24 protein-coding genes are annotated in these 25,580 nt (G+C 51.6%); 19 read left to right on the top strand and 5 right to left on the bottom strand.

The features are described 5' to 3' along the window. Nucleotides 1-8 precede the first annotated feature (8 nt). The 5 genes from PJDR2_RS27550 (at nucleotide 9) to PJDR2_RS32175 (ending at nucleotide 7,905) form a co-directional block, all read left to right on the top strand. A complete protein-coding gene (locus tag PJDR2_RS27550) occupies nucleotides 9-4,103 on the top strand; it encodes a discoidin domain-containing protein (protein WP_015847034.1) in 4,095 nt (1,364 codons plus the stop codon). 157 nt (nucleotides 4,104-4,260) lie between these two features. Then, nucleotides 4,261-5,487, top strand: a complete 1,227-nt coding sequence (locus tag PJDR2_RS27545; RefSeq protein ID WP_015847033.1) for a sensor histidine kinase — start codon at nucleotides 4,261-4,263, stop codon at nucleotides 5,485-5,487. Next, nucleotides 5,484-6,146, top strand: a complete 663-nt coding sequence (locus tag PJDR2_RS27540) for a response regulator (RefSeq protein WP_015847032.1) — start codon at nucleotides 5,484-5,486, stop codon at nucleotides 6,144-6,146. Before PJDR2_RS27545 ends, PJDR2_RS27540 begins: the two co-directional genes overlap by 4 nt. 163 nt (nucleotides 6,147-6,309) lie before the next feature. Continuing rightward, on the top strand, nucleotides 6,310-7,422 hold the full coding sequence (msrA, locus tag PJDR2_RS27535; RefSeq protein ID WP_015847031.1) for a peptide-methionine (S)-S-oxide reductase MsrA: 1,113 nt from the start codon (nucleotides 6,310-6,312) through the stop codon (nucleotides 7,420-7,422). A 27-nt stretch (nucleotides 7,423-7,449) separates the two neighbouring features. After that, nucleotides 7,450-7,905 (top strand): DinB family protein, encoded by a 456-nt coding sequence (locus PJDR2_RS32175; RefSeq protein WP_015847030.1) that lies wholly within the window; start codon nucleotides 7,450-7,452, stop codon nucleotides 7,903-7,905. Nucleotides 7,906-7,978: 73 nt separating this feature from the next. Here PJDR2_RS32175 and PJDR2_RS33325 read toward each other — a convergent pair whose 3' ends face one another. Next, a complete protein-coding gene (locus PJDR2_RS33325) occupies nucleotides 7,979-8,134 on the bottom strand; it encodes a hypothetical protein (protein WP_015847029.1) in 156 nt (51 codons plus the stop codon). A gap of 171 nt (nucleotides 8,135-8,305) precedes the next feature. Here PJDR2_RS33325 and PJDR2_RS27525 point away from each other — a divergent pair, with 171 nt between their 5' ends. Beyond that, entirely contained in the window at nucleotides 8,306-9,697 is a 1,392-nt protein-coding gene (locus PJDR2_RS27525; protein ID WP_015847028.1) for an ABC transporter substrate-binding protein, read from the top strand. A gap of 46 nt (nucleotides 9,698-9,743) precedes the next feature. Here PJDR2_RS27525 and PJDR2_RS27520 read toward each other — a convergent pair whose 3' ends face one another. Both PJDR2_RS27520 and PJDR2_RS27515 read right to left on the bottom strand, forming a co-directional pair. Continuing rightward, nucleotides 9,744-10,148, bottom strand: coding sequence for a VOC family protein (locus PJDR2_RS27520; RefSeq protein ID WP_015847027.1), 405 nt, complete (start codon nucleotides 10,146-10,148; stop codon nucleotides 9,744-9,746). A gap of 82 nt (nucleotides 10,149-10,230) precedes the next feature. Beyond that, a complete protein-coding gene (locus PJDR2_RS27515; protein ID WP_015847026.1) occupies nucleotides 10,231-11,517 on the bottom strand; it encodes a galactokinase in 1,287 nt (428 codons plus the stop codon). 350 nt (nucleotides 11,518-11,867) lie between these two features. Between PJDR2_RS27515 and PJDR2_RS27510 the strand changes: the two genes are divergently transcribed. From PJDR2_RS27510 to PJDR2_RS27495, 4 genes are read left to right on the top strand one after another with little or no spacing between them, the layout of a single operon-like run. After that, nucleotides 11,868-12,197: a PadR family transcriptional regulator gene (locus PJDR2_RS27510; RefSeq protein WP_015847025.1), complete on the top strand. Its 330-nt coding sequence runs from the start codon at nucleotides 11,868-11,870 to the stop codon at nucleotides 12,195-12,197. A gap of 13 nt (nucleotides 12,198-12,210) precedes the next feature. Next, nucleotides 12,211-13,080, top strand: coding sequence for a pentapeptide repeat-containing protein (locus PJDR2_RS27505; protein WP_015847024.1), 870 nt, complete (start codon nucleotides 12,211-12,213; stop codon nucleotides 13,078-13,080). 54 nt (nucleotides 13,081-13,134) lie between these two features. Further along, nucleotides 13,135-13,896 carry an ABC transporter ATP-binding protein gene (locus PJDR2_RS27500; RefSeq protein ID WP_015847023.1) on the top strand — a complete coding sequence of 254 codons (762 nt, stop codon included), beginning with the start codon at nucleotides 13,135-13,137 and terminating at the stop codon, nucleotides 13,894-13,896. Next, a complete protein-coding gene (locus tag PJDR2_RS27495) occupies nucleotides 13,897-14,664 on the top strand; it encodes an ABC transporter permease (RefSeq protein ID WP_015847022.1) in 768 nt (255 codons plus the stop codon). 71 nt (nucleotides 14,665-14,735) lie between these two features. Here PJDR2_RS27495 and PJDR2_RS27490 read toward each other — a convergent pair whose 3' ends face one another. Then, nucleotides 14,736-16,088, bottom strand: a complete 1,353-nt coding sequence (locus tag PJDR2_RS27490) for an MATE family efflux transporter (RefSeq protein ID WP_015847021.1) — start codon at nucleotides 16,086-16,088, stop codon at nucleotides 14,736-14,738. A 134-nt stretch (nucleotides 16,089-16,222) separates the two neighbouring features. Here PJDR2_RS27490 and PJDR2_RS27485 point away from each other — a divergent pair, with 134 nt between their 5' ends. From PJDR2_RS27485 to PJDR2_RS27475, 3 genes are all read left to right on the top strand, one after another. Then, nucleotides 16,223-16,915 (top strand): TetR family transcriptional regulator, encoded by a 693-nt coding sequence (locus tag PJDR2_RS27485; RefSeq protein WP_015847020.1) that lies wholly within the window; start codon nucleotides 16,223-16,225, stop codon nucleotides 16,913-16,915. A 164-nt stretch (nucleotides 16,916-17,079) separates the two neighbouring features. Beyond that, the gene (locus tag PJDR2_RS27480) at nucleotides 17,080-17,346 is read left to right on the top strand and encodes an autorepressor SdpR family transcription factor (protein WP_015847019.1); all 267 of its coding nucleotides are present in this window, start codon (nucleotides 17,080-17,082) and stop codon (nucleotides 17,344-17,346) included. Between the two features lie 8 nt (nucleotides 17,347-17,354). After that, entirely contained in the window at nucleotides 17,355-18,035 is a 681-nt protein-coding gene (locus PJDR2_RS27475) for an SdpI family protein (RefSeq protein WP_015847018.1), read from the top strand. A 65-nt stretch (nucleotides 18,036-18,100) separates the two neighbouring features. On the opposite strand, the gene PJDR2_RS27470 is transcribed toward PJDR2_RS27475, so the two are convergent. Next, on the bottom strand, nucleotides 18,101-18,787 hold the full coding sequence (locus tag PJDR2_RS27470) for a TetR/AcrR family transcriptional regulator (protein WP_015847017.1): 687 nt from the start codon (nucleotides 18,785-18,787) through the stop codon (nucleotides 18,101-18,103). Between the two features lie 178 nt (nucleotides 18,788-18,965). Here PJDR2_RS27470 and PJDR2_RS27465 point away from each other — a divergent pair, with 178 nt between their 5' ends. From PJDR2_RS27465 to PJDR2_RS27440, 6 genes are all read left to right on the top strand, one after another. Continuing rightward, a complete protein-coding gene (locus PJDR2_RS27465) occupies nucleotides 18,966-20,417 on the top strand; it encodes an MDR family MFS transporter (RefSeq protein WP_015847016.1) in 1,452 nt (483 codons plus the stop codon). A 280-nt stretch (nucleotides 20,418-20,697) separates the two neighbouring features. Continuing rightward, nucleotides 20,698-21,495 carry an ABC transporter permease gene (locus PJDR2_RS27460; RefSeq protein WP_015847015.1) on the top strand — a complete coding sequence of 266 codons (798 nt, stop codon included), beginning with the start codon at nucleotides 20,698-20,700 and terminating at the stop codon, nucleotides 21,493-21,495. Nucleotides 21,496-21,513: 18 nt separating this feature from the next. After that, nucleotides 21,514-22,404, top strand: coding sequence for an ABC transporter permease (locus tag PJDR2_RS27455; RefSeq protein ID WP_015847014.1), 891 nt, complete (start codon nucleotides 21,514-21,516; stop codon nucleotides 22,402-22,404). Nucleotides 22,405-22,501: 97 nt separating this feature from the next. Next, nucleotides 22,502-24,121 (top strand): FAD-binding protein, encoded by a 1,620-nt coding sequence (locus PJDR2_RS27450; RefSeq protein ID WP_015847013.1) that lies wholly within the window; start codon nucleotides 22,502-22,504, stop codon nucleotides 24,119-24,121. Continuing rightward, nucleotides 24,118-24,450, top strand: coding sequence for a 4Fe-4S dicluster domain-containing protein (locus PJDR2_RS27445; RefSeq protein WP_015847012.1), 333 nt, complete (start codon nucleotides 24,118-24,120; stop codon nucleotides 24,448-24,450). Before PJDR2_RS27450 ends, PJDR2_RS27445 begins: the two co-directional genes overlap by 4 nt. Nucleotides 24,451-24,489: 39 nt before the next feature. Beyond that, complete coding sequence (locus tag PJDR2_RS27440; RefSeq protein WP_015847011.1) at nucleotides 24,490-25,563, top strand: ABC transporter substrate-binding protein; 1,074 nt, start codon at nucleotides 24,490-24,492, stop codon at nucleotides 25,561-25,563. Nucleotides 25,564-25,580 lie beyond the last annotated feature (17 nt).

The raw sequence follows: 25,580 nt of genomic DNA, 5'->3' as shown, positions 1-25,580 counted from the left end.
ATAGACGAATGTATACGATGTATCGGGAAAGGGCGACGAGAAAGCTGCTTGTCTTGACGCTATGCGCGGTCATGCTTGTCTCGCTTGTATCGTCCTTATTTATCCGTGAGGTACATGCGGCAGGCTCTTATTTATTATCCCAAAATAAAACGGCTTACGCCTCTTCCGTAGAAGGAGGCAACGCGGCGAATCTTGCGGTGGACGGTTCCACCGGCACGCGTTGGGGAAGTCAATGGGGGGTGGACCCGCAATGGCTTTATGTCGATCTTGGCGCAAACGCTACGATTGACCGCGTGAAAATCCAATGGGAAGGCGCTTATGCAAAAGCCTACAAAATCCAGGTATCCAGCGATGAATCCACTTGGAACGACGTTTATTCGACAACAACGGGAGACGGGGGCACCGATGACCTTACGTTAGCGGGAACCGGCCGCTATGTACGGGTATTAGGCACGCAGCGTGCCCTTGCAGCTTATGGCTACTCCATTCTGGAATTTGAAGTATACGGGACTGGCGGCTCTACGGCTCCACCGGTTGATTACGGTCCAAACGTAGCGCTGAACAAACCGGTGACGGTATCATCGACTGAAAATTCCGCCTATTTGCCTCCGGGCTCAACCGCTGCCTCCAATGCGGTTGACGGCAACGCGGCTACGCGCTGGTCGTCCAACCCAACCGACAGTGAATGGATCTATGTCGATCTGGGCTCCGCCCATCAGATCGGGCGGGTGGTCCTGAACTGGGAAGCGGCAGCCGGACGGGCGTACGACGTTCAAGTATCGAATAACGGCACGCAATGGACAACCGTCTATCGCGAGCTTCACTTTGCGGGAGGCAAACAGGAAATCCCGCTATATACGAACGGGCGTTACGTTCGGATGAACGGGATCGGCCGCGCGACAAGCTTCGGCTATTCGCTTCTCGAATTCGAGGTTTACGATTATATCGCCGGCCAGCCGCAGCCGACTTATTCGATTCCGGCGCTGCCAACGCCAACAGCCGTGCAATCGGGCTCCGGCAGTTATCTGACGGGCGATATTCATATGCCGCAGCCGAAATATCCGGCTAACAAGACTTCAAACATATCGACTCCGATTCCGTCGAATGACTGGTGGCAGTCGATTCTAATCAAGCCATACGGCGATTATCTAGTCACGCTGCCGCTGAAGTCGAAGTACTTCCAGCAAGGGCTTGGCATCCTGAATCCGGGAGCGGGCTGGCTGTCTTCGGACGGCAGAGCGGTAAATGCCGACGGCAATCCCGATCTGTACGTCATGTCAAACAGCATTAACACGTCCAAGCTGCAAACGCGCGTGACGGGTTACGGCGACTGGTCCGTAGACGCGGTAGTAAGCGACGATGCCACGGACAAAATGAAATCGACCTTCGTCAAAGGCTCGCCTTACGTATACAATACCTTTGCCGATCCAAGCTCGGTTGAGATTTATTCTTCGCTGATTACGCAGCTCTTTGACGACAACGGAAATTCCGTCCTGACGACCGAAGGCGCTACGCTGACAACCGACCATATCGGCGTGAAGCTGGTGAATACGGACGGCAGCGGCGCATCGTATACGCGTTACTATGGTATTTTTGCTCCTGCGGGAACGGTATTCAAGAAGGTTGGGGCTAAGGTCAAAATCCAGCTCGGCAGCGGAGGCAATTATCTGTCGGTTGCTGCTTTGCCGGCTGCTTCAAACTTGAACTACTACTACCAGCATGCTTATGCCTTCGTAACGGATACGAAAGTGAATTACAGCTATAACGAATCGACTTCGCAAGTGACAACGGACTATACTCTGACAACGGCTCTGAAGCGCACCGGGTTCTCGAATCAGGCGCTGACAACGCTTCTGCCGCATCAATGGAAGGTGTCTTCGACACCGCTTGCCGCGTTGACCTATCCTTCGGTCCGCGGTACGTTGAAAGTGCGCGAAGGCAATACCTTTACGACGGTCGACCGCTTCTACGGCATCGTGCCTCAGTTCACGGAGCCTACGGATTCGGCTTACGACAAATCGCTGATGGTGTCTTACCTGAAAGCTCTGGATGAAGAAACAACCAGCAACCTGATGGCTGCCGACGCGTATTGGCAAGGCAAAAAGCTTCATCCGCTTGCGATGGGCGTGCTTGCGGCCAATGAGCTTGGCGAGACGGCTTACCGGGATAAATTCCTGTCGCGGATCAAGACGATCCTGACGGACTGGTATACGTATACAAACGGCGAACCGGATTACTTCCTGTACTACAATTCCGATTGGGGGACAACGTACTACAAATCGAGCGAGTTCGGCGCGAATAACGGCATTACCGACCATCACTTCACGTACGGTTACTATGTATTTGCTTCAGCCGTGCTGGCGACCTTCGACAATGATTTCAAAACGCAATACGGTCCGATGATCGACCATCTCGTCCGCGATTACGCGAACCCTTCGCGCACGGATTCCATGTTCCCGTTCTTCCGCAGCTTTGACCCTTATGAAGGCCATTCATGGGCAGGCGGTTATGCGGATAACGACAACGGCAACAACCAGGAAGCAGCAGGCGAATCGCTCTTCGGATGGGTTGGCCAATACATGTGGGCATTGACGAATGGCGATACGGCTTTCCGCAACGCTGCGATTTACGGCTTCACAACGGAGCTTAACGCGGTGATGCAATATTGGTTCAACTATGACGGCGACAACTGGATTCCGCAATATACGCACAAAACGGTTGGACAAGTGTACGGAGCATCCAACTTCTTCGGCACCTTTTTTAACGGAGATCCGGTATACGTATACGGTATCCATTGGCTGCCGACTGCTGAATATTTGACAAGCTACAGCCTTGTTCCAGGCAAAGCGGCAGGTCTTTACAGCGGCTTTGTCGCCGATAACGGCGGTCCGGAGACGGACTGGTATCATATCGTATGGCCAATCCAAGCGTTAAGCGATCCGCAGGCGGTTATTAACAAATGGAGCGCAACCAGCATGCAGAAGAACGAAATCTTTAACACGTATTGGTTCGTTCATAACATGCAGACGCTTGGCACGCGTACGAAGGATGTCTGGGCAACGGGCTGGACAAGCGCTACGGTGTACAAGAAAGGCAATACGTACACCGCTCAAATCTGGAACCCGACGGCAAGCCCCGTGACGGTAACGTTTAAAAATGCTGCCGGCACAACAGGCACGGCGGTTGTAGCCGCAAAATCCCTTGTCTCGGTGAATCCGATGGAAAGCACCAATTCCGGCGATAACTGGCCTCCGGTCGGCAGCGGCGGAGACAACGGCGGCGGAGACAACGGCAATGGCGGAAACAATGGCACGGATACCAACGTAGCGCTGAACAAAACGGTAACGGCATCGTCGACCGAGGCGCCTTTTTCCGGATCGAATGCCGTGGATGGCAACGCGCAGACCCGCTGGGCATCCATTGCGGGTGCCGATCCCCAAACCTTGACGATTGACCTTGGCTCGTCGCAGCAGCTCAGCCGCGTAAAGCTGAACTGGGAGACGGCATACGGCAAATCGTATAAGGTTCAAGTATCGGCTGACGGTAACAGCTGGTCCGATATTTATGCAACAACTACCGGCGACGGCGGCATCGATGACTTTAACGTAACCGGAACCGGACGTTACGTCCGGATTAATATGACGGAGCGCGGCACGATTTACGGCTATTCGCTGTATGAGGTTGAGGTATACGGCCATGCCGCCGCCTCCTCGAATGCTACGCTGCTGTCCGTAGGCAAGACGGCAACCGCTTCCTCCTATCAGGATCCGTTTGTCCCGGCTTCGGCCGTGGACAATGATCCCGGCACGCGCTGGGGATCGGTGACCGCTGCCGATCCGCAGTGGATTACGGTTGATCTTGGCGCAAGCCGTACGGTAACCAACATCAAGCTGAAATGGGAGACCGCTTATGCGAAGTCGTTTAAGCTGCAAATCTCGGCGGATGGCAACAGCTGGACGGATCTGTACGGCACAACGACGGGCACAGGCGCCGATCTTGACCAGAATGTAAACGGCAATGGCCGTTACGTGCGCATGCTGGGAACGGAACGCGGCACGCAGTGGGGCTATTCGCTTTGGAGCTTTGACGTATACGGCTATTAAGAATGATCAGGAGGAGACTGTCCCATCGGGGGCAGTCTCTTTGCCTTGTTACGGCGCTAAGCTGATAGAAGAAGTTTGATAAAACCGCTCCGCTGTTCTATGATTTGAGAATACTCGCCGATGCGGCTCTCGCGGAGGAGAAGGGGGAGCAAAAGAAATGGTTCAAGACGTGGATCTTTTTGGGCAAACCCCACGTTTTTGGAAGTGGTTTTTTGGCGTAAAGCTTGTGTTTGATCTTGCCATTTCAGGCATTTTTTATTTTGAACATTCCATCGCGCTTTTTTGGAGACTCAGCTTTATTATCTTTTCGACGGCGGTATTTCTGCTGGTCTATCTGTATTACTCCAATACGAACAAGAATCCCAATTGGCTGATCTATCTTCTTATTCTCGATTTCTTGGTATCGGCCTCTTACGGATACATCTTTATTGCGGGAAATTTCCCGAACCATCTGTTTATTGGAATAACCGCTTTAGCCATATTGATGTTTATCCGAAGCACCCGCGTTCTTATTGCCGCAGGCTTTGTGCTCCTGCTGCTATACGTGGCCACGATGGGCAGCATCGACTGGTATTTATATAGACGCCTGGATGCGGACAGTTATTTCATCACTTGTTCCTTTATCGTGTTTGCGTGCATTGTAAAAGCGCTCATCCATTTCTACCAGCGTGCCCGCAGGGATGCGCTAGAGCTTTACGCACAGCTGCAGCAATCGCATGAGCAGCTGGAGGATTACGCTAGCAAGGCGGAAGAATGGGCGGCTTCGCGGGAGAGAGTGAGAATTGCGCGGGAAATTCACGATACGGTTGGCCATAAACTGACGGCAGCGCTTGTCCAGATGCAGGCGGCACGCAAGTTAAGCCAAGTTGACCCTTCCCGCAGCGACCAAGCCTACTTGGATAGCGAAGGATTAATCCGGTCCTCTTTGCAGGAGGTCCGCCTTTCCGTCAGAGCCATTCGGGATGAGCCTATCCGATCGACCTCCTTGAACGAAAGTCTGGAAAGACTTTCTCGGGAGTTTACGAAATTCGCAAACGTGTCCACCAGCTTCCAATCGAACGGGACACCCGTTGCATTGCCAAGCAATCTCCAACTGACGGCTTACCGAATCGTGCAGGAATCCCTGACGAACGCGCAGAAGCATGGACATGCGAGCCATGCCGGAATCTCATTATCTTATTCCGAGAACGATTTTACGCTTGCCATCCGCAACGATGGAGAATTGCCCGGCGAATTAAAGCCCGGTTTTGGATTAATCAATTTGCAGGAACGCGTGAAGGAGTGGAACGGTCAGGTGAGGTTTCAATTAGATCCTGCGTCAGGCTTCGCCGTGGAAGCTCTTTTTCCTTATCCTTCGACAGATGTGGAGCGTGTTTACAGATGAAAGTTCTTGTTGTAGACGATCAACGGATTATGAGAGAAGGGCTGGCAACTATTATCGGCCTCGAACCCGGCATGGAAGTAGTCGGAACGGCGATGGATGGCCAGGATGCTTATGCTAAAGTGCTGGAATTTCGTCCGGATGTGGTGCTGATGGATATTCGGATGCCGGGAATGGACGGAATCGAAGGCTCCGCGTTAATACGCAAGCATTTTCCCGAGACGAAGGTACTGATCCTGACAACCTTCGATGATTCGGAATTAATTATCAAAGTGCTGGAGAATGGCGTTCATGGTTATCTGTTGAAGGACATGCCTTCCGAGGCGATCATCGGAGCCATTCGAACCGTCTACAATGGCGGTACCGTGCTGCAACACGATATTACGTCCATGCTAATCAAAGAGTTTGTCAAAATAACCGACTTGAACCCGGATAAGTCGCATCCTCTTGGTGCGCAAGAGCCAGCGGAATTGAAGCAGCTGACGGAGCGTGAGAAAGAGGTGCTGGCCTTATTGGGGCAAGGCTTAAATAATAAGGAAATCGCGGGCTCGCTTTTTCTGACGGAGGGTACGGTTAAAAATCACGTATCCAACGTGATCGCCAAGCTTGGGCTGCGCGACCGGACACAAGCTGCTATTTATGCGGTTCGTCATCTTTCATAAAAACCCTAGAGGCATGACTTTTGGCACGGGGCATGAAAATATTCATGCTTCAGCGGTCCGAAGTGATGCCTTTTCTATTGCAAGATCATGACTTTCCACAGATTTATGGACAACGGCCTCTTGCTAAAATTGGATTACAAGTTGAAGAGGAGGTGCGTTGGCAATGAAGCCGATGAGGTATGTGATTCCGATTGCCGTACTTGTTGTCGCGGTGTTTTTCTTTAAAGGTTCGTTCAGCAAAGCAGAGGCTCAGGATATTCAGAAAACGATTGTTGAAAACGCAAATACGCCATACGAGACGGCTATATTTTCCGGCGGCTGCTTCTGGGACATGGAGGAGGTTTTCCAAAAGCTTGAGGGAGTGACGGGCGTGGATTCCGGCTATACGGGCGGACATACGGCCAATCCGACTTATGAAGAAGTCAGCTTGGGAACAACGGGACATCTGGAATCGGTTGAGGTGTATTACGACCCTGCTGTCATCTCGTATGACGAGCTGCTTCGGGTATTCTGGCGAAACGTTGATCCAACGGACTCGACCGGCCAATTCGAAAATCGGGGAAACGAGTATCAATCGGCTATCTTCTACATGAATGAAGAGCAGAAGCTGGCAGCTGAAGCATCCGAAAAGGAAGTGAAGGCTTCCAATCGGTTCGATAAACCGATCGTAACGAGAATCGAAGCGGCAGCTGCCTTTTACAAAGCCGAGCCCGAGCATCAGGACTATTACGCGAACCATCCGTACATGTTCAAGATGAATACCCTTTTTTCGACTCGCGATTCATCGCTGGATCAGGTATGGGGCAAAGACCGCGAAGTGAAAATTAGTCCAAAGCAAACCTACGCGAAAGAGTTCAATAAAGCTGAAAAGCTGAAGACGTTAACGGAGCTTCAATACGCGGTGACGCAAAACGGCCAGGATGAGCCTCCGTTCGATAATCCGTACTGGAACAACACGGAAGAAGGCATATACGTCGATATCGTATCGGGTGAGCCGCTGTTTAGCTCAAAGGATCAGTTCGATGCGGGCACGGGCTGGGCGAGCTTTACTAAGCCGCTGGAGCCAAATAACATCGTGCTGCATGAAATCGGCGGATTATATTCCGTGGTTGAAGTGAAAAGCCGCGCTGCGGATTCCTTCCTGGGTCATGTGTTCAAAGACGGCCCGGCGCCAACGGGGCTCCGATTCTGCACAAACTCCGCATCGCTGGAGTTCATTCCGAAGTCTGACCTGGAGCAAAAAGGCTACGGGGAATATGCCTCCCTGTTTAAATAAAAACAACCTGGTAGAGGAGAGATTAAAATGAGAAAAGAATATGCGTTTCATGTGTTTGATAAACATCTCGAGCAATTGATTGAGGTATTTGGACAATGTCCGCCGGAGAAACGGGATGTCATTCCGAATGGCTTCAAAAACCATATTCATTGGCATTTGGGGCATGTGCTTGCGGTAACGCAATTCCACGTTTTTGGTCTAGCCGAAGAAACTCCGATCTTCCCGGGAAGCTACGATAATCTCTTCGCTTACGGCACGAAGCCTGCGGATTGGGACGAACAGCCTCCTCAATGGGAGGTACTTTACGCACAGCTGAAGGAACTCCGCAGAGCGATGCATGAGACCTTCGAAAACCGGCTTGATGAGACGGTTCCGGAAAACTTCTTGAAAGCCGAGAATATCGGCGAGCTCATTATCGCGACCTCCTTGCATATGTTTTACCACCAAGGCGTCGTTTACGGCATGCTTAACGCGTTGAAATAATAAAGAAGACAATCCAAGAAGACAAAACAAAAACCGCCAATTCCAGGGCGGTTTTGTTCTTATCTAGCCGTGATTAAAACATCGGTATAAGGTATCTCGCTATGAAATACAGCACCCCGAAAGTAATGATTACATAAGCAAGGTATTTGATAAAGGTGGATGCCACACGGCTCGGGTCATGCCTTTTCTCGATATGGCGTTCTTCATAATCATGTTGTTGAACGGACATTCGAATCACCGCCTCAATTTTTTGTAACTTCTACTATGTGTTTACCCTAGGCGGCTGGAGATTAAACAAACGCTGAAAGTTAACAAGTACGATATACCCCGTCCGAACGTTCGACACATCCTTCCTTTATGATTAGCTAAATAAAATACCATGCAGAAATGGGGAAGAAATGTGAAGAACCGGGTTTGGATTGTTTGGGGCGTTACGCTACTGCTTACCGCATGCAGTAACAATGAAGGTACGAAAGGCAGGGTGGATGCACATGAAAGTCCATCATCCGCGCAGCAGCCGGCTGGCAGCAAGACGGACACGGACTCCGTCAAGCTAACGTTCTCGACCTATTTCCTTAGCGATCAGATGAAGACCGCCGTCAAGAAATACGAATCGCTTCATCCGAACGTCGAGGTTGAACTGCAAACGACGCTCCCCTACGGCAAGGATTTAGACGAGGTAATGGCCCTGCAGGAGAAATACATCACCACGATGAACACGGAAATTCTGGCCGGCAAGGGTCCGGATCTCATGGAGCTCGATATCTTGCCGCAGGAGTCGTATACCGATAAGAAGCTGCTTCTCGATCTGGACGAGCTCATCGAATCGACGCCCTCGTTCAAGAAGGAGAACTACTTCATGAATATATTGGACAATGCCAAGCTTGATGGAGGGTTATACGGCATACCGCTATACTTCTCGCTTGACGCCCTGCAGGGGGATGCGGCTGCTATTGGCAAGACAGGCGTGGCAATCGACGATAGCAGCTGGTCCTGGGAGGACTTTATCGCAACGGCTAAGCAATTGAAGCAAAAGGGGAACGCGGATGCCGTATTTTACAGCTCGCAATCCTACATGTTAAGCGAGCTTACAACCGAGAATTTCGCGCAAATGGTCAAGCGGCAGAAGGGGAAGAAAAGCTTCGACGGAACTTTATTCGCCAGCTACATGAACCAGATCAAACAGATGAATGAAGAAGGCATCCTCTTTGACATCATCAAGGATGGGGGAGGGAGAGAATCCTTTTCAAAAGGCGATCTGCATACTTACTTCTACGATGCCCGCATTGATTCATTCGAGAATTATGTATATAACGCGTCGATAGAGGGGGTGCCAACCCTCTACACGAAGCCCCATCCGCACGAAAATGGCCAGGGAGGCTATTTCACGACTCTTGGGACGGTAGGCATTAACGCGAATTCCGCGCATCAGCAAGCAGCTTGGGATTTGCTTCGATTCCTGATGGACGACGAAGCCGCGTCAGCCTCCTCTTCGACGGTTATTCGAGGCTTTCCGATTAATCAAAAGGCCTATGATTTGCAGGCGCAGCAGCTGGCAAACGCCGGAAAACTAACAACGGAAGGACAAGATGAGATCAGCGTGAGCAAGGCTGCGCTGGAACCGCTGAAGAGCGCGCTTTCCAGCGCCGTTCATTGGAGCTACGCCCCATTAAACCTGGACTTGGAGCAGATGATCTACAAAGAATCGGAATTTTTCTTCAGCGGACAGAAATCGGCAGAGGCAGTCGCCAAGCTCGTGCAGAATAAGGTGAATTTAATGCTTAACGAGTAGAATAAGTTAACCTTTTTGTACGTGCACGAGAGCTGGCAACTAACCGTCAGCGTCTGCCGTTGAACCGTTTGATCGCTTCCTCGGTTACCGGCGTGAAGAGGTTAATGAGGTTGTCGTCGGGGTCGCGGAACAGCGCGGCACGGTTGCCCCAAGGCATAGTGGTTGGTTCCTTTACCCATTTGTCGACAAAAGGCTTCAGGCGCTCGTATTCGGCATCAACGTCGTCGACGCGCAGCTCGATAATGACAGAGTGATTATCCGCGGCTACTGCGGAACCGGCGCCGAACAGCTGCACCGTCTGGGAGTGTCCGATCGCCAGGGTAAAAGGCGGCACAACGAATTCGGCAAAGACTGGCGCGGGACGTTCAGCCGAAACGCCCATGACTTTCTCATAAAACTCGACTAGACGATCCACGTCGTCGGTAATGATGCGTACGGAGGCAAAATTCATGATTTATCATCCTTTCTGATTTCGAGTATAAAAAAACGCTACTGACAACAGTATGTCAGTAGCGTTTTTTTTTTTTTCTAAACTACAAGAGAGTATCCAAGCAGACCGCTCCGATTTCGCGCACGCGGATCTTGAATAGTTCCGTGCCCGTCGTGCGGGCGATAAGTTCCCGGTATTCCTCTACCGCCGCATGCGGCAGAACGGCTAGAATGACGCCGGCGAAGCCGCCGCCGTGTACCCGGCAGGCGCCGTCGTCCAACTGCTCGATGAAACGCTCGGTAATGGCGAGCGTAATTGCGATTCCTTGTTCATGGGACACCGATTCCTGGTAAATGTTTTGCAGCCATTTCCAAGAGGAATTACCCGAGGCGGTAATATGCTTCAGCACGTTTTGCCATTCGCCTGACTTAATGGCTTCTACCTGCCGCCCGACGCGGTCGTTTTCATCCAGGAAATGCAGCGCTCTCAGCACAGCCCGATCCCCGGCAGTTTCGCGGAGTTCCGCCAGACGTCCGTAGATCATCTCTGCCGTCAAATCGCGGCATACCTCTACGCCGAAGGCTTGCGCCACCGCCCGCATTTCGTTCGGAATCGAAGCATAGTCCTTCGTCAGGTCGGCGTGGTTACCGCCGGTACCGACGATAACAAGGCTGTAGCCCGCTGCTTCAAAGGTACCCGGAATACGCTCGATCCGAGGCTGTGCCGGCTCTTTAAAGTCGATGGTAATCATACCGCCGTACGAGCAGGCCATCTGGTCGAGCATCCCCGACGGCTTGTTCCAATACAGATTTTCGGCATGCTTGCCGATCCGCGACATCATAACCGCATCCAGCTCTCCGTTGTTATAAAGAGTGCTTAGAATCTGGCAGATCAGAACCTCGAAAGAGGCGGAGGAGCTTAGTCCTGACGCCGGTAGAACGTTACTGCTGACGCTGGCATTAAATCCTCCGATTCGGTACCCGTGCTGCCGGAAACCGTGTGCGATACCGCGGATTAACGCAGCTGTCCCGCCTTCGCCTTCCTGAGGTTCCAGATCATCCAGACGGATAACGGAAATGCCCGGATAACCTTCGGAAATGACGGAAATGACTCCGGTGTCCACGGCTGCCGCAGCCGCAATCGTATCTAATTGAATACTAGCCGCCAGCACCTTTCCATGGTTATGGTCCGTATGATTGCCGCCTATCTCCGTACGGCCCGGCGCACTGAAGTATTTCAAGGACTCCGTGTTGCCAAATTGCGTGCCGTATCCTTCCATGCATTTCCGGTATCTGTCGATCTGTTGCTCCCGTTCTTCGCTGCCGTACATCTGCTCCAGCAGCTGCCTTGCCTGAGCCGATTTAAAAAGCTGTTCGAATTGATCGTTCATCTTGAAAGTTCCTCCTGGTCCTTACGGTTTGAATAGAAGTTATCATGTCCATTGTATCGGATTGCAGCGTTTACAGAAAGGATATTAAAAGAGGCTTGTAAGAACCTGGAACATTTAAGAACCTGTAATTTGTTGATAAGAAATGCGATTCTGCGCCTTTCGATGCGCTGAATCGAATGACCAACATGGAAGCGGCCTACCGCTAAATAACGAATCCCCCCTGAAACCGCGCGCTTGCGCGGTTTTTTTGTTATGCATGCACCAATTATTCGTGCCAGAGTATTATGTTTAAAGAAGTACCTTGACAGTCATAGTAATATACCTTATTATGCAGATATGGAGGTGATTACATGAGCGAGAACAAAATCACATCCGACCTGCTGAGAGGACATACGGATACGATGGTTTTAAGGCTCTTATCCGAAGCCGACCGTTACGGTTACGAGATTGTGAAGCTGATTGCCGAACGTTCGGAAGGCGAGTATGAACTAAAGGAAGCCACCATGTACTCGAGCTTCCGGAGGCTGGAGGCTGACGGCGACATCGAGTGGTACTGGGGCGATGAATCGCAGGGCGGACGTCGCAAATATTTCAGAATTACCGAAAAGGGCAAGGAGACTTACATCCGCAACAAAAGCAATTGGGAGTATGCGAAACGCGTGTTAGAAAACCTATTATAAGGAGAGATTTGACATGACAAATCCAAAATTGAACGATTATCTGAACAGCGTGTTTACCCCATACGACGGGGTGAAAAGCGTCACCGAACTAAAGGCCGACCTGCTTTCCGATTTGCAAGAGCGCTACAATGAGCTCAAAGCGGAGGGCAAGGACGACGAAACGGCGTTTAAGACGACAATCGAGAGCATTGGCGACATCGAGCAAACGATCCTGGAGGTCGCCAACCTCTCCCGCTCGCTGGAGCGTCAAGTCGTAACCAACTTTAACGGCAGCAACCTGGCAGACAGCGACTTTGCGGGCGTTAAGGCTCACAAAGGGCAATTCAAAGGCAGCGCGCTGCATGGCTCCGATTTCTCCGGCGCCGATCTGACCGGCAGCTCGTTCAAGAGCAGCGACGTACGCCAAGCGAATTTTGACGGCGCGAACCTGACGGACTGCAGCTTCTCCGCGCTGGATCTGACGAATGCCAGCTTCAACAAGTCGACCCTTGTACGCACCAACTTCAGCAAATCAGGTCTGGACGGAGTCAAATTTACGGGTGCGAAGCTGACCGACGTCACTATGACGCTGACGGATCTTAGAAAAACGAAATTCGAAGGCTGTTTATTTGACGGAGTAGACTTCAAATTCTCCGATCTGACGAAGCAATGCTTTGACGGACAGACGTTTATCGGCGTCAAGTTTGAAAAAGCGGCTTTAACCGAAGCTTCGTTCAAAGGCGCTACGTTTAAAAACGTCTCGTTCCAGCCTGGTTTTACGTTGACGAAGAAATACTATCGCATGATCAAAACCGTCAACTTTGACGGCGCGACGATGGATAAATTAACTTTCGCGCACCTCAAAGGCATGGATGCCGATTTGTCGAAAGTGACCGTTGTTTAAACAAGCGATTTATCAAGCAAGAATGGTTTCCATACTTTTTTAGGAGGTTACCCCATGCAAACCAAGTCTATTCAGGTAAAAGGTCTGCGGAAATCCTATAAGCAGCTCGAAGTGTTGAAGGGTGTGGATTTCGAGGTGGAGCAAGGCAGCATATTCGCTCTCCTCGGATCTAACGGGGCAGGGAAAACAACGGTTGTCAAAATACTCACGACGCTGCTCGCAGCGGACGGAGGGACCGCAGCCGTCAACGGATTTGATGTCTCGTCGCAGCAGGATGAGGTGCGTCAATCGATCAGCTTGACCGGACAATTTGCCGCCGTGGACGAAATACTGACCGGCCGCGAGAATCTGATCATGATCGCGAAGCTGAGGTATCTTAAAAATCCCCGTCAGGTCGCGGAAGACATGTTGAAGCGTTTCGGATTAACGGAAGCTGCGGACCGCAGAGCATCCACATACTCCGGAGGGATGCGCCGCAGACTCGACATTGCGCTTAGTCTTGTGGGCAACCCGAAGATTATTTTTCTGGATGAGCCAACGACGGGACTTGATCCCGAAGCCCGCATCGAGGTATGGAAGGTCGTCAAGGAGCTGGCGGACGGCGGAACGACAGTCCTTCTTACTACGCAGTATTTGGAGGAGGCGGAGCAGCTGGCCGACCGGATTGCCATTCTTCACCAAGGCAGGATTATCGCAAACGGCACGCTATCGGATTTGAAAAAGCTTTTCCCTACCACAAAGGTAGAATATATCGAGAAACAACCGTCATTAGAGGAAATCTTCCTCTCGATTATCGGTAAAAAGGAGGCCATGTAAATGGAAACGGCAAAGAAGCATTTTTTCATCGACATTAGCGTTATGCTTGGACGTTCCATGCGCCACATTTTCCGCAGTATGGATACCATCATTACGGTGACCATTACGCCAATCGCCATGATGCTGCTGTTCGTGTACGTATTTGGCGGCGCTATAAAAACCGGAACGGATAACTATGTGAATTACCTGCTTCCGGGCATACTCTTGATGGCGATTGCCAGCGGCATAGCTTACACGGCATTCCGGTTGTTCACCGATGTCCAGAAGGGGATATTCCAGCGGTTTCACACGATGCCGATATCGCGCTCCGCCTTGCTCTGGGGGCATGTCTTAACTTCGCTTGTATCCAATGCTATTTCGGTTGCTGTCATCATTCTAGTCGCGTTAATCATGGGCTTTCGTTCATCCGCGGGAGTGCTGCCATGGCTTGCGGTAGCCGGGATCCTCGCTCTGTTTACGCTAGCTTTAACTTGGGTCGCCGCGATAGCCGGATTGTCGGCCAAAACGGTTGACGGTGCCAGCGCCTTCTCCTATCCTCTCATTTTCCTGCCCTTTATCAGCTCGGCATTTGTGTCAACCGAATCGATGCCAACCGTCGTTCGCGTGTTTGCCGAAAACCAGCCAGTAACCTCCATCGTAGAATCCATCCGTGCTTTGCTTGCAGGCCAGCCTTTACACAATGACATCTGGATCGCCCTTGCCTGGTGTGTCGGAATTATGCTCGTAGCTTATGTTTTTGCAATGAGGATGTACAAAAAGAAGGTGTAATATACAAAAAAAGCAAAAAGGCAGGATGGGGTGAAGTACCCTGATCCTGCCTTTTTGCTTTTTTAAATAGCTTATTGGGCTAAGCTTTCCAAATCCGGCTGCAATTTATTCCGCAAAATATATAACATGACCGCTCCAACAAGGAACGCGACGGTATCCGCAATGACGAGCGACCAGACCACTCCGTGGAAGCCGTTCATTTGATTAGCGATATAGAGCACGGGAATCAAAGTAACCCCTTGAATAATGGACATAATAAACGCGGCGGTTCCTTGCGCTGTTGCTTGGAAGATCCCCGTAAACAGCGTGGTCATGCCTGTAATGAACAAGGATAAGAAGGTTACATGCAGAATGTAACTGCCCATTTCGATTAATTGCGGATCATTCGTAAACAAACCAATCAAGTGGTCGGAAATCAGATAGACGATAATGCCGAACACGACGGCTAACGATACAATCATTTTGATCGTGAATCCTATGGTTTCCTTCATGCGAGATTTGTTCGCCGTGAAGGTGAAAGCAATAAGCGGCACAACGCCTTCGCATAATCCCATCAGAATAAACTCGGGAAACTGCAATAACCGGGAGGAAATGCCGTAAGCCGCTACGGATTGATCTCCATACTCGACAAGATAGTGGTTAAAGATAAGAGACATGGCGCCCAGAAAGATACTCATAATAAAGACGGGAACCCCGATTTTAAATACATTGCTCATAATTTCCTTGGTTGCTTTGAACCATTTCATGGAGATCGTTAGGAATTGACTCTTTTTCCCCATATGGAAGGCAAAAAATACACACGCAACCAAGTTGGAAACGACAGTAGCGGAAGCAACGCCGATCACGTCCCAATGAAATACGTAGACAACCAAAGCATCGAGAATAATATTGACGACAACGCTGAGAATCATGCCGGTCATCGACGTAATAGCCGCGCCCTCCGAGCGTACGATGTTCTCCAGCGTGAAGAATAATACGACGATTGGCGAACCGATAAGCATAATCGTGACATAGTCTTTTGTGAATCCGAAGGATTCGGGCGTTGCCCCGAGGCCGTGGACGATGGGATCGATTAACGGGAGGCCAACGGCAATCACGATAAGACCAAGCACTAAACTGCTGTAAAACGCGAAGGAAGACACATGCTTTACATCATCGTATTTTCTCTCTCCAAGCAAACGGGAGATGAAGGTGCCGCTGCCCATGCCGATCAAGTTGCCTAGCGCCATAATAACCGCGAATAACGGCAAGGTTAACGCGAGTGCGGTTAACATGGCGGTATTGTTTAGCGTACCGAGGAAATAGGCATTCAAGATGGAATAGATGACACTCATCGACGTGCCCAGCATCATCGGTACGGCGAAGTGAGCTACGGCTTTCGCAACCGGTGCTTTTTCAAAGTAATGGAGGTTTTGCGCATCCATCTGGATCACTTCTTTCTATATGTGTTGTGTTTGTCTAACGGTGTTAGATTGAACCTTACAGTGTTAGATGATATCATGAACTTATTAACCTGTAAAGAACAAACTTACACTGTTAGATAAAAGGGCGGATACGAATGAATAAGAAGCAGAAGCAGCCTCAGATTTCGGAGGATAAGATTTTGGAAGCCTCGTGGGAGCTTCTTGGGGAAGAGGGCATGGAGAAGTTCAGCATGAGACGACTAGCCGACCGGCTAGGTATTCAGGCTCCTTCTCTATACTGGTATTTCAAGAGCAAGCAGAATCTTTATCAGCGACTGGCCAACCAGGTATCGAAGATTATATTGGAGGAATTTCACTCTGACGGTGACTGGAAGGGGCAGCTCGCGGGGCTTGCGGTAACGGTACGCATTGTGCTCCGAAGATACCCTTGTTCTACGCAGCTTATGATGATGACGCTTCCCCACGAACCGGACATCATCCGGTTCACCAACCGTATGCTGCTATGCGTGGAATCGACGCCGCTTGACCAAGAGCAGAAACTACAAGCTATTCTTACGGTTATGAACTATGTTTTCTACTTCGTTCTGGATGATTACGAGCATCAGCGCAATGTCACCGCTATTCTTATGGAGCAGGGAGAGATGCCAAGCGGGGAGATGATGGATCTTCTCGACTCGATGAGCGAGACGGATGCGGGACTGTTCCGGAGGATGTTCAAGAACGGGCTGTTCGAGCTGATGGGGACTGATGGAGCGTTTGAGTTCGGCTTGAAGCTGATTCTGTCGGGAATCGAGCAGGTGATTAAAGAACAGGAGACGGCGCGTTAAATAGGGGATAGTAAACAGCCTGCCGCTGCGGCAGGCTGTTTTTTCGTTTTCGATTGATTTCATGCAGATTTTCTTGAAAAAAGGCGTATGCATGCTTGCTTTTATTCGATATTTAGAATATTATCTAAATATCGAATAGTTGCTTCGGAAGGAGTGAGTCAATCTTGAATGATGCTTTTAAGGCGTTGTCGGATCCGACAAGACGGCAGATCCTTCAAATGCTGAGGGAACAGGATCTGTCCGCCGGACAAATCGCCGACCATTTTAATATTTCCAAGCCAAGCATTTCCCATCATTTGAATTTGCTGAAGCAAGCCAAGCTAGTGACTGAAGAACGACAGGGACAAAACCGGGTGTACTCACTGAACATGACCGTTGTGCAGGAAGCAATGGGCTGGTTCCTCGGCATACTCGGAACGAAAGGGGACTGAACGTCAAGATGAACGAAACAACGAATCAGACCACACGTTGGGGCAGGCAAGACTGGATTTTGCTCATCGTTAATGCGGTTATTTTTGGAATCGTAATTCTCGTGTTTAACCATCGTCTTCCGGATGTCGTTGGAAGCCACTACAATGTCAAAGGCGAGCAGGACGGCACAATGGCCAAATCGGGCATGTGGCTCTTGTACGCGGGTATCGGAATCGCGCTGCCCGTCTTTCTATCGGTCGTCCGAAATGTCGATCCGCGCCGTCAGAACTATGCCCGGTTCAGCGAGTATTACACGTTGATGCGGTGGACGATCAGCTTGTTTATCCACGGGGTGTTTGTGCTGATGATTCTGCAAAATCTCGATTACGATCTGCCGTTTGTCAATATCGTGTTTGGCGGCCTCGGCATTATGTGGATGATCATTGGCAACCGGATGGGACAGCTTCGCAGCAATTTCTTTATGGGGATCCGGACGCCGTGGACGATCACGGATGAGAATAACTGGCGCAGCACGCATCGGCTGGGCGGAAGATTATGGGTAGTTGCGGGGATTCTGATGCTATTGGGAGCATGCCTGTTATCAGCCAAGTGGCTGATTGCGGTTCTAATCGCAAGTATGGTACTAAGCGTCGTTATCCCGTATCTGTACTCGTATCTCTTGTATGCGGGTGCGAAAAAGAAATCGTAAATAAGGGCAAACGAAAAGGCAGCTGCCGGGTGACGAACCCGTTAGCTGCCTTTATTCTTTTCTGATTAAGATACGCCGTACGTGATTTTCCGAACCAGGGAATCCACCTTTTCCGACATCGCTTCATCGTTAATCTGGGCGAGCACGCCAGGCTTGAACAGCTGCTGCTTCTTGATCTGGTAGTAGTCCCAGATGGCGCCCCGAAGCGTGAGGTTGTGTCTCATCAAATAATGCGGATCGAGCAGCTTCTGGAACATGAGCTCGTCTTGCAGGATAATAAGCATCGCATTCAAATCGTTCATATACCCTTCGGCCATTCCCCGCTCGTAGAACGCCCGCAGCCGGCCGTTGCGGTCACTGATCGATACTTCGATCGAGGCCAGCAACTGCGGATAGATTTCGCGCAAATCCTGGAAAAAGGGCTCCGTACCGTAGTTCGCAATAATAAGCGTCTGCGAGAAGGTGGACTGGAAGCCCTTGATATAAGCCTCGGGGCTTCCTTCCATCAGCTTTGCTTCATCGCAAACTACATATTTGATATAAAGGGCTGTCAGCCGCTCAATGATCTCGTCGCGGGAAGGAAAGTATTTATATAATGTCGCTTTGGACAGATCCATCGCTTTGGCGATGTCATCCATGCGAAGTCCCTGAAAGCCGTTTGACTTTATGGGATGCAACAGCTTGGCGACATATTTGTTTTTAGTCGTTTCATCGGTATATCGGCAGTTTTGCGTTTCACCCGTTGTATCCATAAAGGTTCCAACCTCTCTTCCTATGTAAGAGTATACACGATTATGCCGGATAATGAAATGAACCAAATAGTCAAACTAAACTAATTTTATGTAAATGAGTTTACTTTGGCTACTTTTTGCAGTATGATCATTTCTACAGTAGGCCATCCGGCCATAAGAGATAGGAGAAGAGGAACAAATGAATACATCATCCAGCCAGAATGTCCGGTTCTGGCCGATTATGATTGCCATATTTTTTGGCGCCTTCCTGAGCATTCTCGGGATCAGCACCATTAATGTCGCGCTTACGATCTTTATGCAGGATTTCCACTCGGACCTGAGCACGGTGCAGTGGACCTTAACGGGCTTTATGCTTTCCTTGGGGACGATCGCGCCGTTGTCGGGTTATTTGGGGGAAAAATTCGGCTACAAGAACGTCTATCTATATGCCATGATCGGGTTTGTTATTTTCTCCTTATTGTGCGGCTTTTCTTGGAATGCCGGTTCGCTGATTGCTTTCCGGATTATCCAGGGCATCTTTACGGGGCTTGTCATGCCTGCGACCATGACCATTATTTTTCAGATCATTCCGAAGGAAAAACAGCCGTTTGCCGTTAGCATCTGGGGTTTGTCCGGCATGCTTGCGCCGGCATTTGGCCCTACGCTCAGCGGCTGGCTCATTCAGCAGTTCGACTGGCGCTGGATTTTCTTTATGAACGTGCCTATCGGCATCGTGGCGATCCTGTTTATTATCGCGATGATTCCGGATGTTAGAATCGGAACGGCTAAGGTTCTGGATAAGCTTGGCCTTACTACCGTTGTGCTCAGCAGCGTAGCGCTGCTGCTTGCCCTGAGCGAAGGGCGGCAATGGGGCTGGGATTCCGCGAAAGTGCTAGGCCTGTTTGGTCTGGGAGCGGTTATGCTGGTGCTCTTTATCTGGCATGAGCTTAGAACGCAGAATCCATTGCTTAACCTGAGAGTATTCGGCAACTACCGCTTCTCGATTACGCTGGTAGCCAACACGATTATTACGATCAGCTTGTATTCGGGCACCTTGCTTGTTCCGTTATTCCTGCAAAACGTGCAGCAAATTACGCCGATGGACACGGGGCTTATTCTGCTTCCTTCGTCTCTTGTCATGGCGCTGGCTATGCCGATCGCCGGCAAGCTGTATCCGCGCGTTGGCGCGAAATGGATGACGATCGGCGGACTGGTGCTTATTATTTTCGGCAGCTACGAGATGACTCATCTCCATACGGACAGCTCGCATTTTTACGTGATTTTCTGGATGGCGGTCCGTAACCTTGGCGTATCGTTTGCCGCTGCGGCAACAAGCACGGCCGGCATGGAAGAAATTCCGCCGCAAATGGTAGGGCATGCATCCTCGGTAACCAACTGGGTGCGTAACGTAGGCGGCTCCTTTGCAATCGCCTTGTTCACCTCGCTGCTGGCTTCCCATACCATTACGCATGTGTCGGATCTGACCCAAGCCGGTACGGAAAACGCCAAAATCATTCCGCTGTTTGCCTTTACGCTTAGCGTCAATGACGTCTTTACGATTGCGACTTACATCGCGGTTATCGCGATTCCGTTCACTCTTATCATCCGCAAACAAGCGAAACGCTCCAAAAACGCTGCAGCTGCAGCTTAATGAAAAAGCATCATGGCCATTAAGGCCGTGATGCTTTTTTTTGAATTCTCCGAAGTGAAACTCGCTCTCCCGCCTAAGGACGGCGAAGCCGTTTCACCTTGCGTTTTAAGGAATTTTCCGTGATGTATTGACACTGTAAAATCCCCATGCTACTCTTATACCACAGTTAATCAATGGGAATTAACGAATTTAATAAAAACGTCCACCGTTCTAACGGAGGCATTCTCTTATTTTATATGAGGATGCCTCTTTTTTATTTTAGGGGAAAGTGGTGATAACGATGAGCAGTCAAACTGCGGCAGCGGGGAGAACGCCGGGCAAGCTGACGTTAACGGGGCTGGCTCTTGTATTTCCGGTAACGCTGCTGGTCTTATGGCAGGTGCTTGGGCATTACGGCTATATATCGGAGCTGCTGTTCCCGACTCCTTATGCGATTGTGGAGGCCGGAGTCTCCCTGGCATCGTCAGGCGACCTATGGTCGAATATCCAGATCAGCGTGACGAGGGTTTTGCTGGGTTTTGCGCTTGGAGGCTCGCTGGCCTTGCTGTTCGGCATTGCGGTTGGCTTGTTCCGACGGACGGAAAAGCTGCTTGATCCCACGATTCAGATGATCCGGATGATCCCAAGCCTTGCCGTTGTGCCATTGTTTATTTTATGGTTCGGCATCGGCGAGGAATCGAAAGTGCTGCTGATTGCCAAAAGCGCCTTTTTCCCGCTGTACATCAATACGTTCCTCGGAATCCGCAATGTGGACAACAAGCTGTTCGAAGTAGCCAGAGTGCTGGGCTTTAGCCGCTTGAAGCAGATCACAAGGCTGATCCTGCCGGCGGCTCTGCCGAATATTATTCTGGGAGCACGCTTGTCGATCGGGTTATCCTGGCTTGGCCTGGTTGTTGCGGAGCTGATTGCCTCAACCTCCGGGATCGGTTACATGATGTCGGATGCCAGGCAGTTTGCGGATACGCCGGTGGTCTTCGTAGGAATCTTTATCTTCGCCGTTCTTGGGCTGTTCACAGACACGCTGCTCGCCTTGATCGAGCGCCGGCTGCTCAGATGGAAGGACCGTTACAACGGCTAGAAGGGAGGCAAGGAAATCATGAGCAATTCACTCGAAGCGGTTGTATCTCCTCAAGCGGCACCGGAAGCGGGGTTAGCCGGAGGGGAGAGGGCCGCGGGAAAAGGAACTGCAAAGCGTAAGCGGCGTTGGTCAACCAAGCTTGCGGCAGCCATCCTGAAAGACATTGCCATAGGGGCGGCTATTCCGGCCGTGCTTCTTGTATTGTGGCAGATCGCCGCTTCGGCCGGGTATATCTCGCCTATGTTTATGCCGTCGCCGGCCTCGATTCTTCAAGCATTCGGGACGCTGGCCACCTCGGAAAATCTCCTTCATCATCTGCTCGTCAGCATGGGGCGGGCCGGTCTGGGTTTTCTGATCGGAGGGGCGGCGGGACTTCTGTTCGGATTACTGACAGGGCTGTTCCGGAAAGCTCAATACCTGCTTGATCCAAGCCTCCAAGTGTTACGGCTTGTCCCGCATCTCGCCATTGCTCCGCTTATTATCCTGTGGTTTGGTTTCGGGGAAACGTCCAAAATCGCCATTATCGTATCCGGCTCGTTTTTCCCCCTTTATATCAACACGTTCCTAGGCATCCGCAATGTGGACAATAAGCTGTTTGAAGTATCGCGCATTCTGGGCTTCAGTCCGCTCAAGCGGCTGACCCGGCTGATCCTTCCGGCTGCGCTTCCCGATATTCTGATCGGTGTGCGAATCTCGCTTGCGGTATCCTGGATTGGGCTTGTCGTAGCGGAGCTGATCGGCTCCCGGTCCGGTATTGGCTTCCTTATCAATGAGGCCAAACAGAACTCGGAAACCTCCGTTATTTTCGTTGGCATTATTATATTCGCGGTAATCGGCAAGCTGATTGATTCCATCATGAAGAGCGTTGAGATTCGCTGGCTGAACTGGCGCGACAGCTATAAGGGCTAATGCTTGAACGGCATTCCCGAGCTGTTCTCGCCGGAGCGGCTGTTTTACTCGACAATAGTCGAAATATTCAATTAATTATTCGAGGGGGAAAAACGAAATGTCGATATTCATGCCAAACGGTGCAATTCAATTGCAAGCGGATGTTCTTGTTATCGGAGGCGGGCCCGCGGGGACGTGGGCGGCCATCACGGCGGCTTCGCAAGGCGCCAAGGTTATTCTGGCAGACAAAGGATATTGCGGCTCAAGCGGAGCGACGGCACCTTCGGGCACCGGCGTCTGGTATGTGAAGCCGGAGGATCGGCTGCGCGAGGAAGCAAAGGCCAGCCGTTACGAAATGGGCGGCCGGCTTGCCGAGCACCGCTGGATGGACCGGGTGCTTGACCGGACGTACGAGAATATGAACCGGCTTGGCCATGCCGGATATCCTTTTCCGAAGGATGATGACGGCGAGCTTCACAAGCGGGGACTTCAAGGTCCCGAATATATGCGCCTGATGCGCAAGCTGGTGAAGAAGGCGGGAGTCAAAATTTTGGATCATAGTCCCGCCCTCGAGCTGCTTGTGGACGAACACGGCGTTGGAGGCGCATCCGGCGTGCAAACGCAAACCGGCGATGCCTGGACGGTGCATGCCGGAGCCGTTGTGATCGCAACCGGCGGCTGCGCCTTCTTAAGCAAGGCGCTTGGCTGCAACGTGCTGACCGGTGACGGTTACTTGCTTGCGGCGGAGACTGGCGCTCAGCTGTCGGGCATGGAATTCTCGAACGCGTATGCGATTAGTCCGACTTTTTCTTCGGTTACGAAAACCGCCTACTACTCCTACGCTTCCTTCTATTATGAGGACGGAACGCCGGTAGAGGGAGCAGGCTCGAAGCGCGGACGCTCCATTATTGCCCGCAAGCTGCTGGAAGGCCGCCAGGTGTACGCAAAGCTGGATCTTGCTCCGGAAGAGATCAAGCCGCTGCTGCGGGTGAACCAGACGAACTTCTTCCTGCCGTTCGACCGCCGCGGAATTGATCCGTTCAGCGATTTATTCCCGGTAACGCTGAGGCTGGAAGGCACCGTCCGCGGAACAGGCGGTATCCGCATTACCGACGAGACCTGCGCCACTTCGGTGCCTGGCCTCTATGCGGCTGGCGATGCGGCAACACGCGAGCTGATCTGCGGCGGTTTTACCGGCGGCGGCAGTCATAACGCGGCATGGGCGATGTCCTCCGGTTCTTTTGCCGGAGAAGGCGCGGCCGCGTATGCGAAAAAGCTTGGCGAGCATGCGGCGGGCCGCAAGCTGCAAAGTGCTTCCACTTCCGTTATTACGAGTTCGGCTGCAGCGTCTTCTTCCAAGACGGAGGAGATTGTCCGTGCCGTGCAGGAGGAGGTAGCGCCGTACGACCGCAACTTGTTCCGAACCGAGCAAGGGCTGAAGGGTTCGCTGCAGCGGCTTGACGGACTGTGGAAGGAGCAGCGGAATCAGGCGGTGGAGCGTTCGGCAGGCGGGGTGAAGGCACGCGAAGCGCAAGCGATGACCGCAACCGCAAGATGGATGTACAATTCCGCGCTTGCCCGGACGGAGACCCGCGGCATGCACAAGCGCGAAGACTTCCCAACGCAGGATGCCGGCCAGCATTACCGGCTTATCAGCGGCGGATTGGATCAAGTGTGGGTGAAACCGGAAGCCGTCAATGAAGAAGCGCGTACCGAGAAGGAGGTTGTTGCACCATGATTGAGGTTGTCAGCGAGAGCCGGTGCGTGTCCTGCAATCAATGCGTATCGGTATGCCCAACGAACGTATTCGACCGGGGCGATGACGGGATTCCCGTCATCGCCAGGCAGGACGACTGCCAGACCTGCTTTATGTGCGAGCTGTACTGCCCGGTTGACGCGTTGTACGTTGCGCCGGATTCGGAGCAGGTTATCGGCATTTCGGAAGAGGAAGCCGAGCAGCAAGGCTTGCTTGGAGGATACCGGGAAAAGGTCGGCTGGGGCAAAGGCAGGACGCCTGTCGCTTCGCATGACTATATGTACCGGTTATCCCAGTACGCAAAATTTTAACCAACACATTACTTAACTGCCGAGAGGGGTCTGTTTGATATGAGCAGAGAAAAACAAAGAGGATTACGCGGGCCGGTTAGACTAGCGCTGATCGCGGTGCTGATTATGGCAACGGCATGGCTGCAGGCATGCGGAGCTAACAATAGCTCGAATGGGAACGCGAAGGACAGCGCCAATGCCGGCGCCAGCGCATCAACGGGCACGGAGACGGCAGCCGCCGCGGACAAGAACAGCAAGGTTCCGGCCGTTCTCAACTACGGTTACATCGGAAGCAATGATAAGAATCTTCCCGGCGGAGCGGAGGGCTGGGGCTTTTATAAAGGCATCATTCAAGCGGAACTGAAAAAATACGGCATCGAAGAAGTGAAGCTGACGGGCTTCCCGAACGGTCCGGACCAGACGGAATCGCTGATCAGCGGACGGCTTGATTTTGGCGGCTTGGGGGACACGCCTGCGATTATTGCGGCAGCTTCCGGAGCGAAGACAAGACTGATCAATCAAACGAACATAACGAATGTCGGCTATTTAATCTCGGGTCCTAACGGACCAAAGACGGTCGAAGAGCTGAAGGGCAAGACGATTGCGATTCAAAAAGGCTCCTACATGCACCGTTACGTTGTTGGTCTGCTGAAGCAGGCAGGGGTAAAGGACTATAAGCTGGTCCATATGCTTGCTCCCGACGGTCAGGCGGCGCTTGCCCGGGGCGATGTGGACGCGATGACGAACTCCGGTTTTAACGCGGAGAAGCAGTTGGCGCAGGGTTATACGTTGATCGACGATTCCACCAGGCATCCCGAGCTGCACGGAACAAGCGTAACGGTTGTCTCGGAGAGCTACCTGGAGAAGTTCCCGGATTTCCCGAAGGTGTGGAATGAAGCGCGCCAGAAGGCCATCGAGGATTTGAAGCAGCATGAGGACGAGTATTATCAGTTCATCGCCGATCTGAACAAGACAACGGTTGAGCTGGCGAAGAAGATCAGCCCGATCAGCTACATTACGGAAGAGCCGTTCCCGGCGGAAGGAATTACCCGGATTACGGGGACGAAGGACTTCCTTGTCGAGGAAGGGCTGGCGAAGAAGGATTACAAGATCGAGGATTGGGAAGTGAAGTAAACGATAGATCGGATAGG

It is taken from the genome of Paenibacillus sp. JDR-2, assembly GCF_000023585.1.
Taxonomy (GTDB): domain Bacteria; phylum Bacillota; class Bacilli; order Paenibacillales; family Paenibacillaceae; genus Pristimantibacillus.
This window is presented reverse-complemented; position numbering and strand designations above follow the sequence as displayed.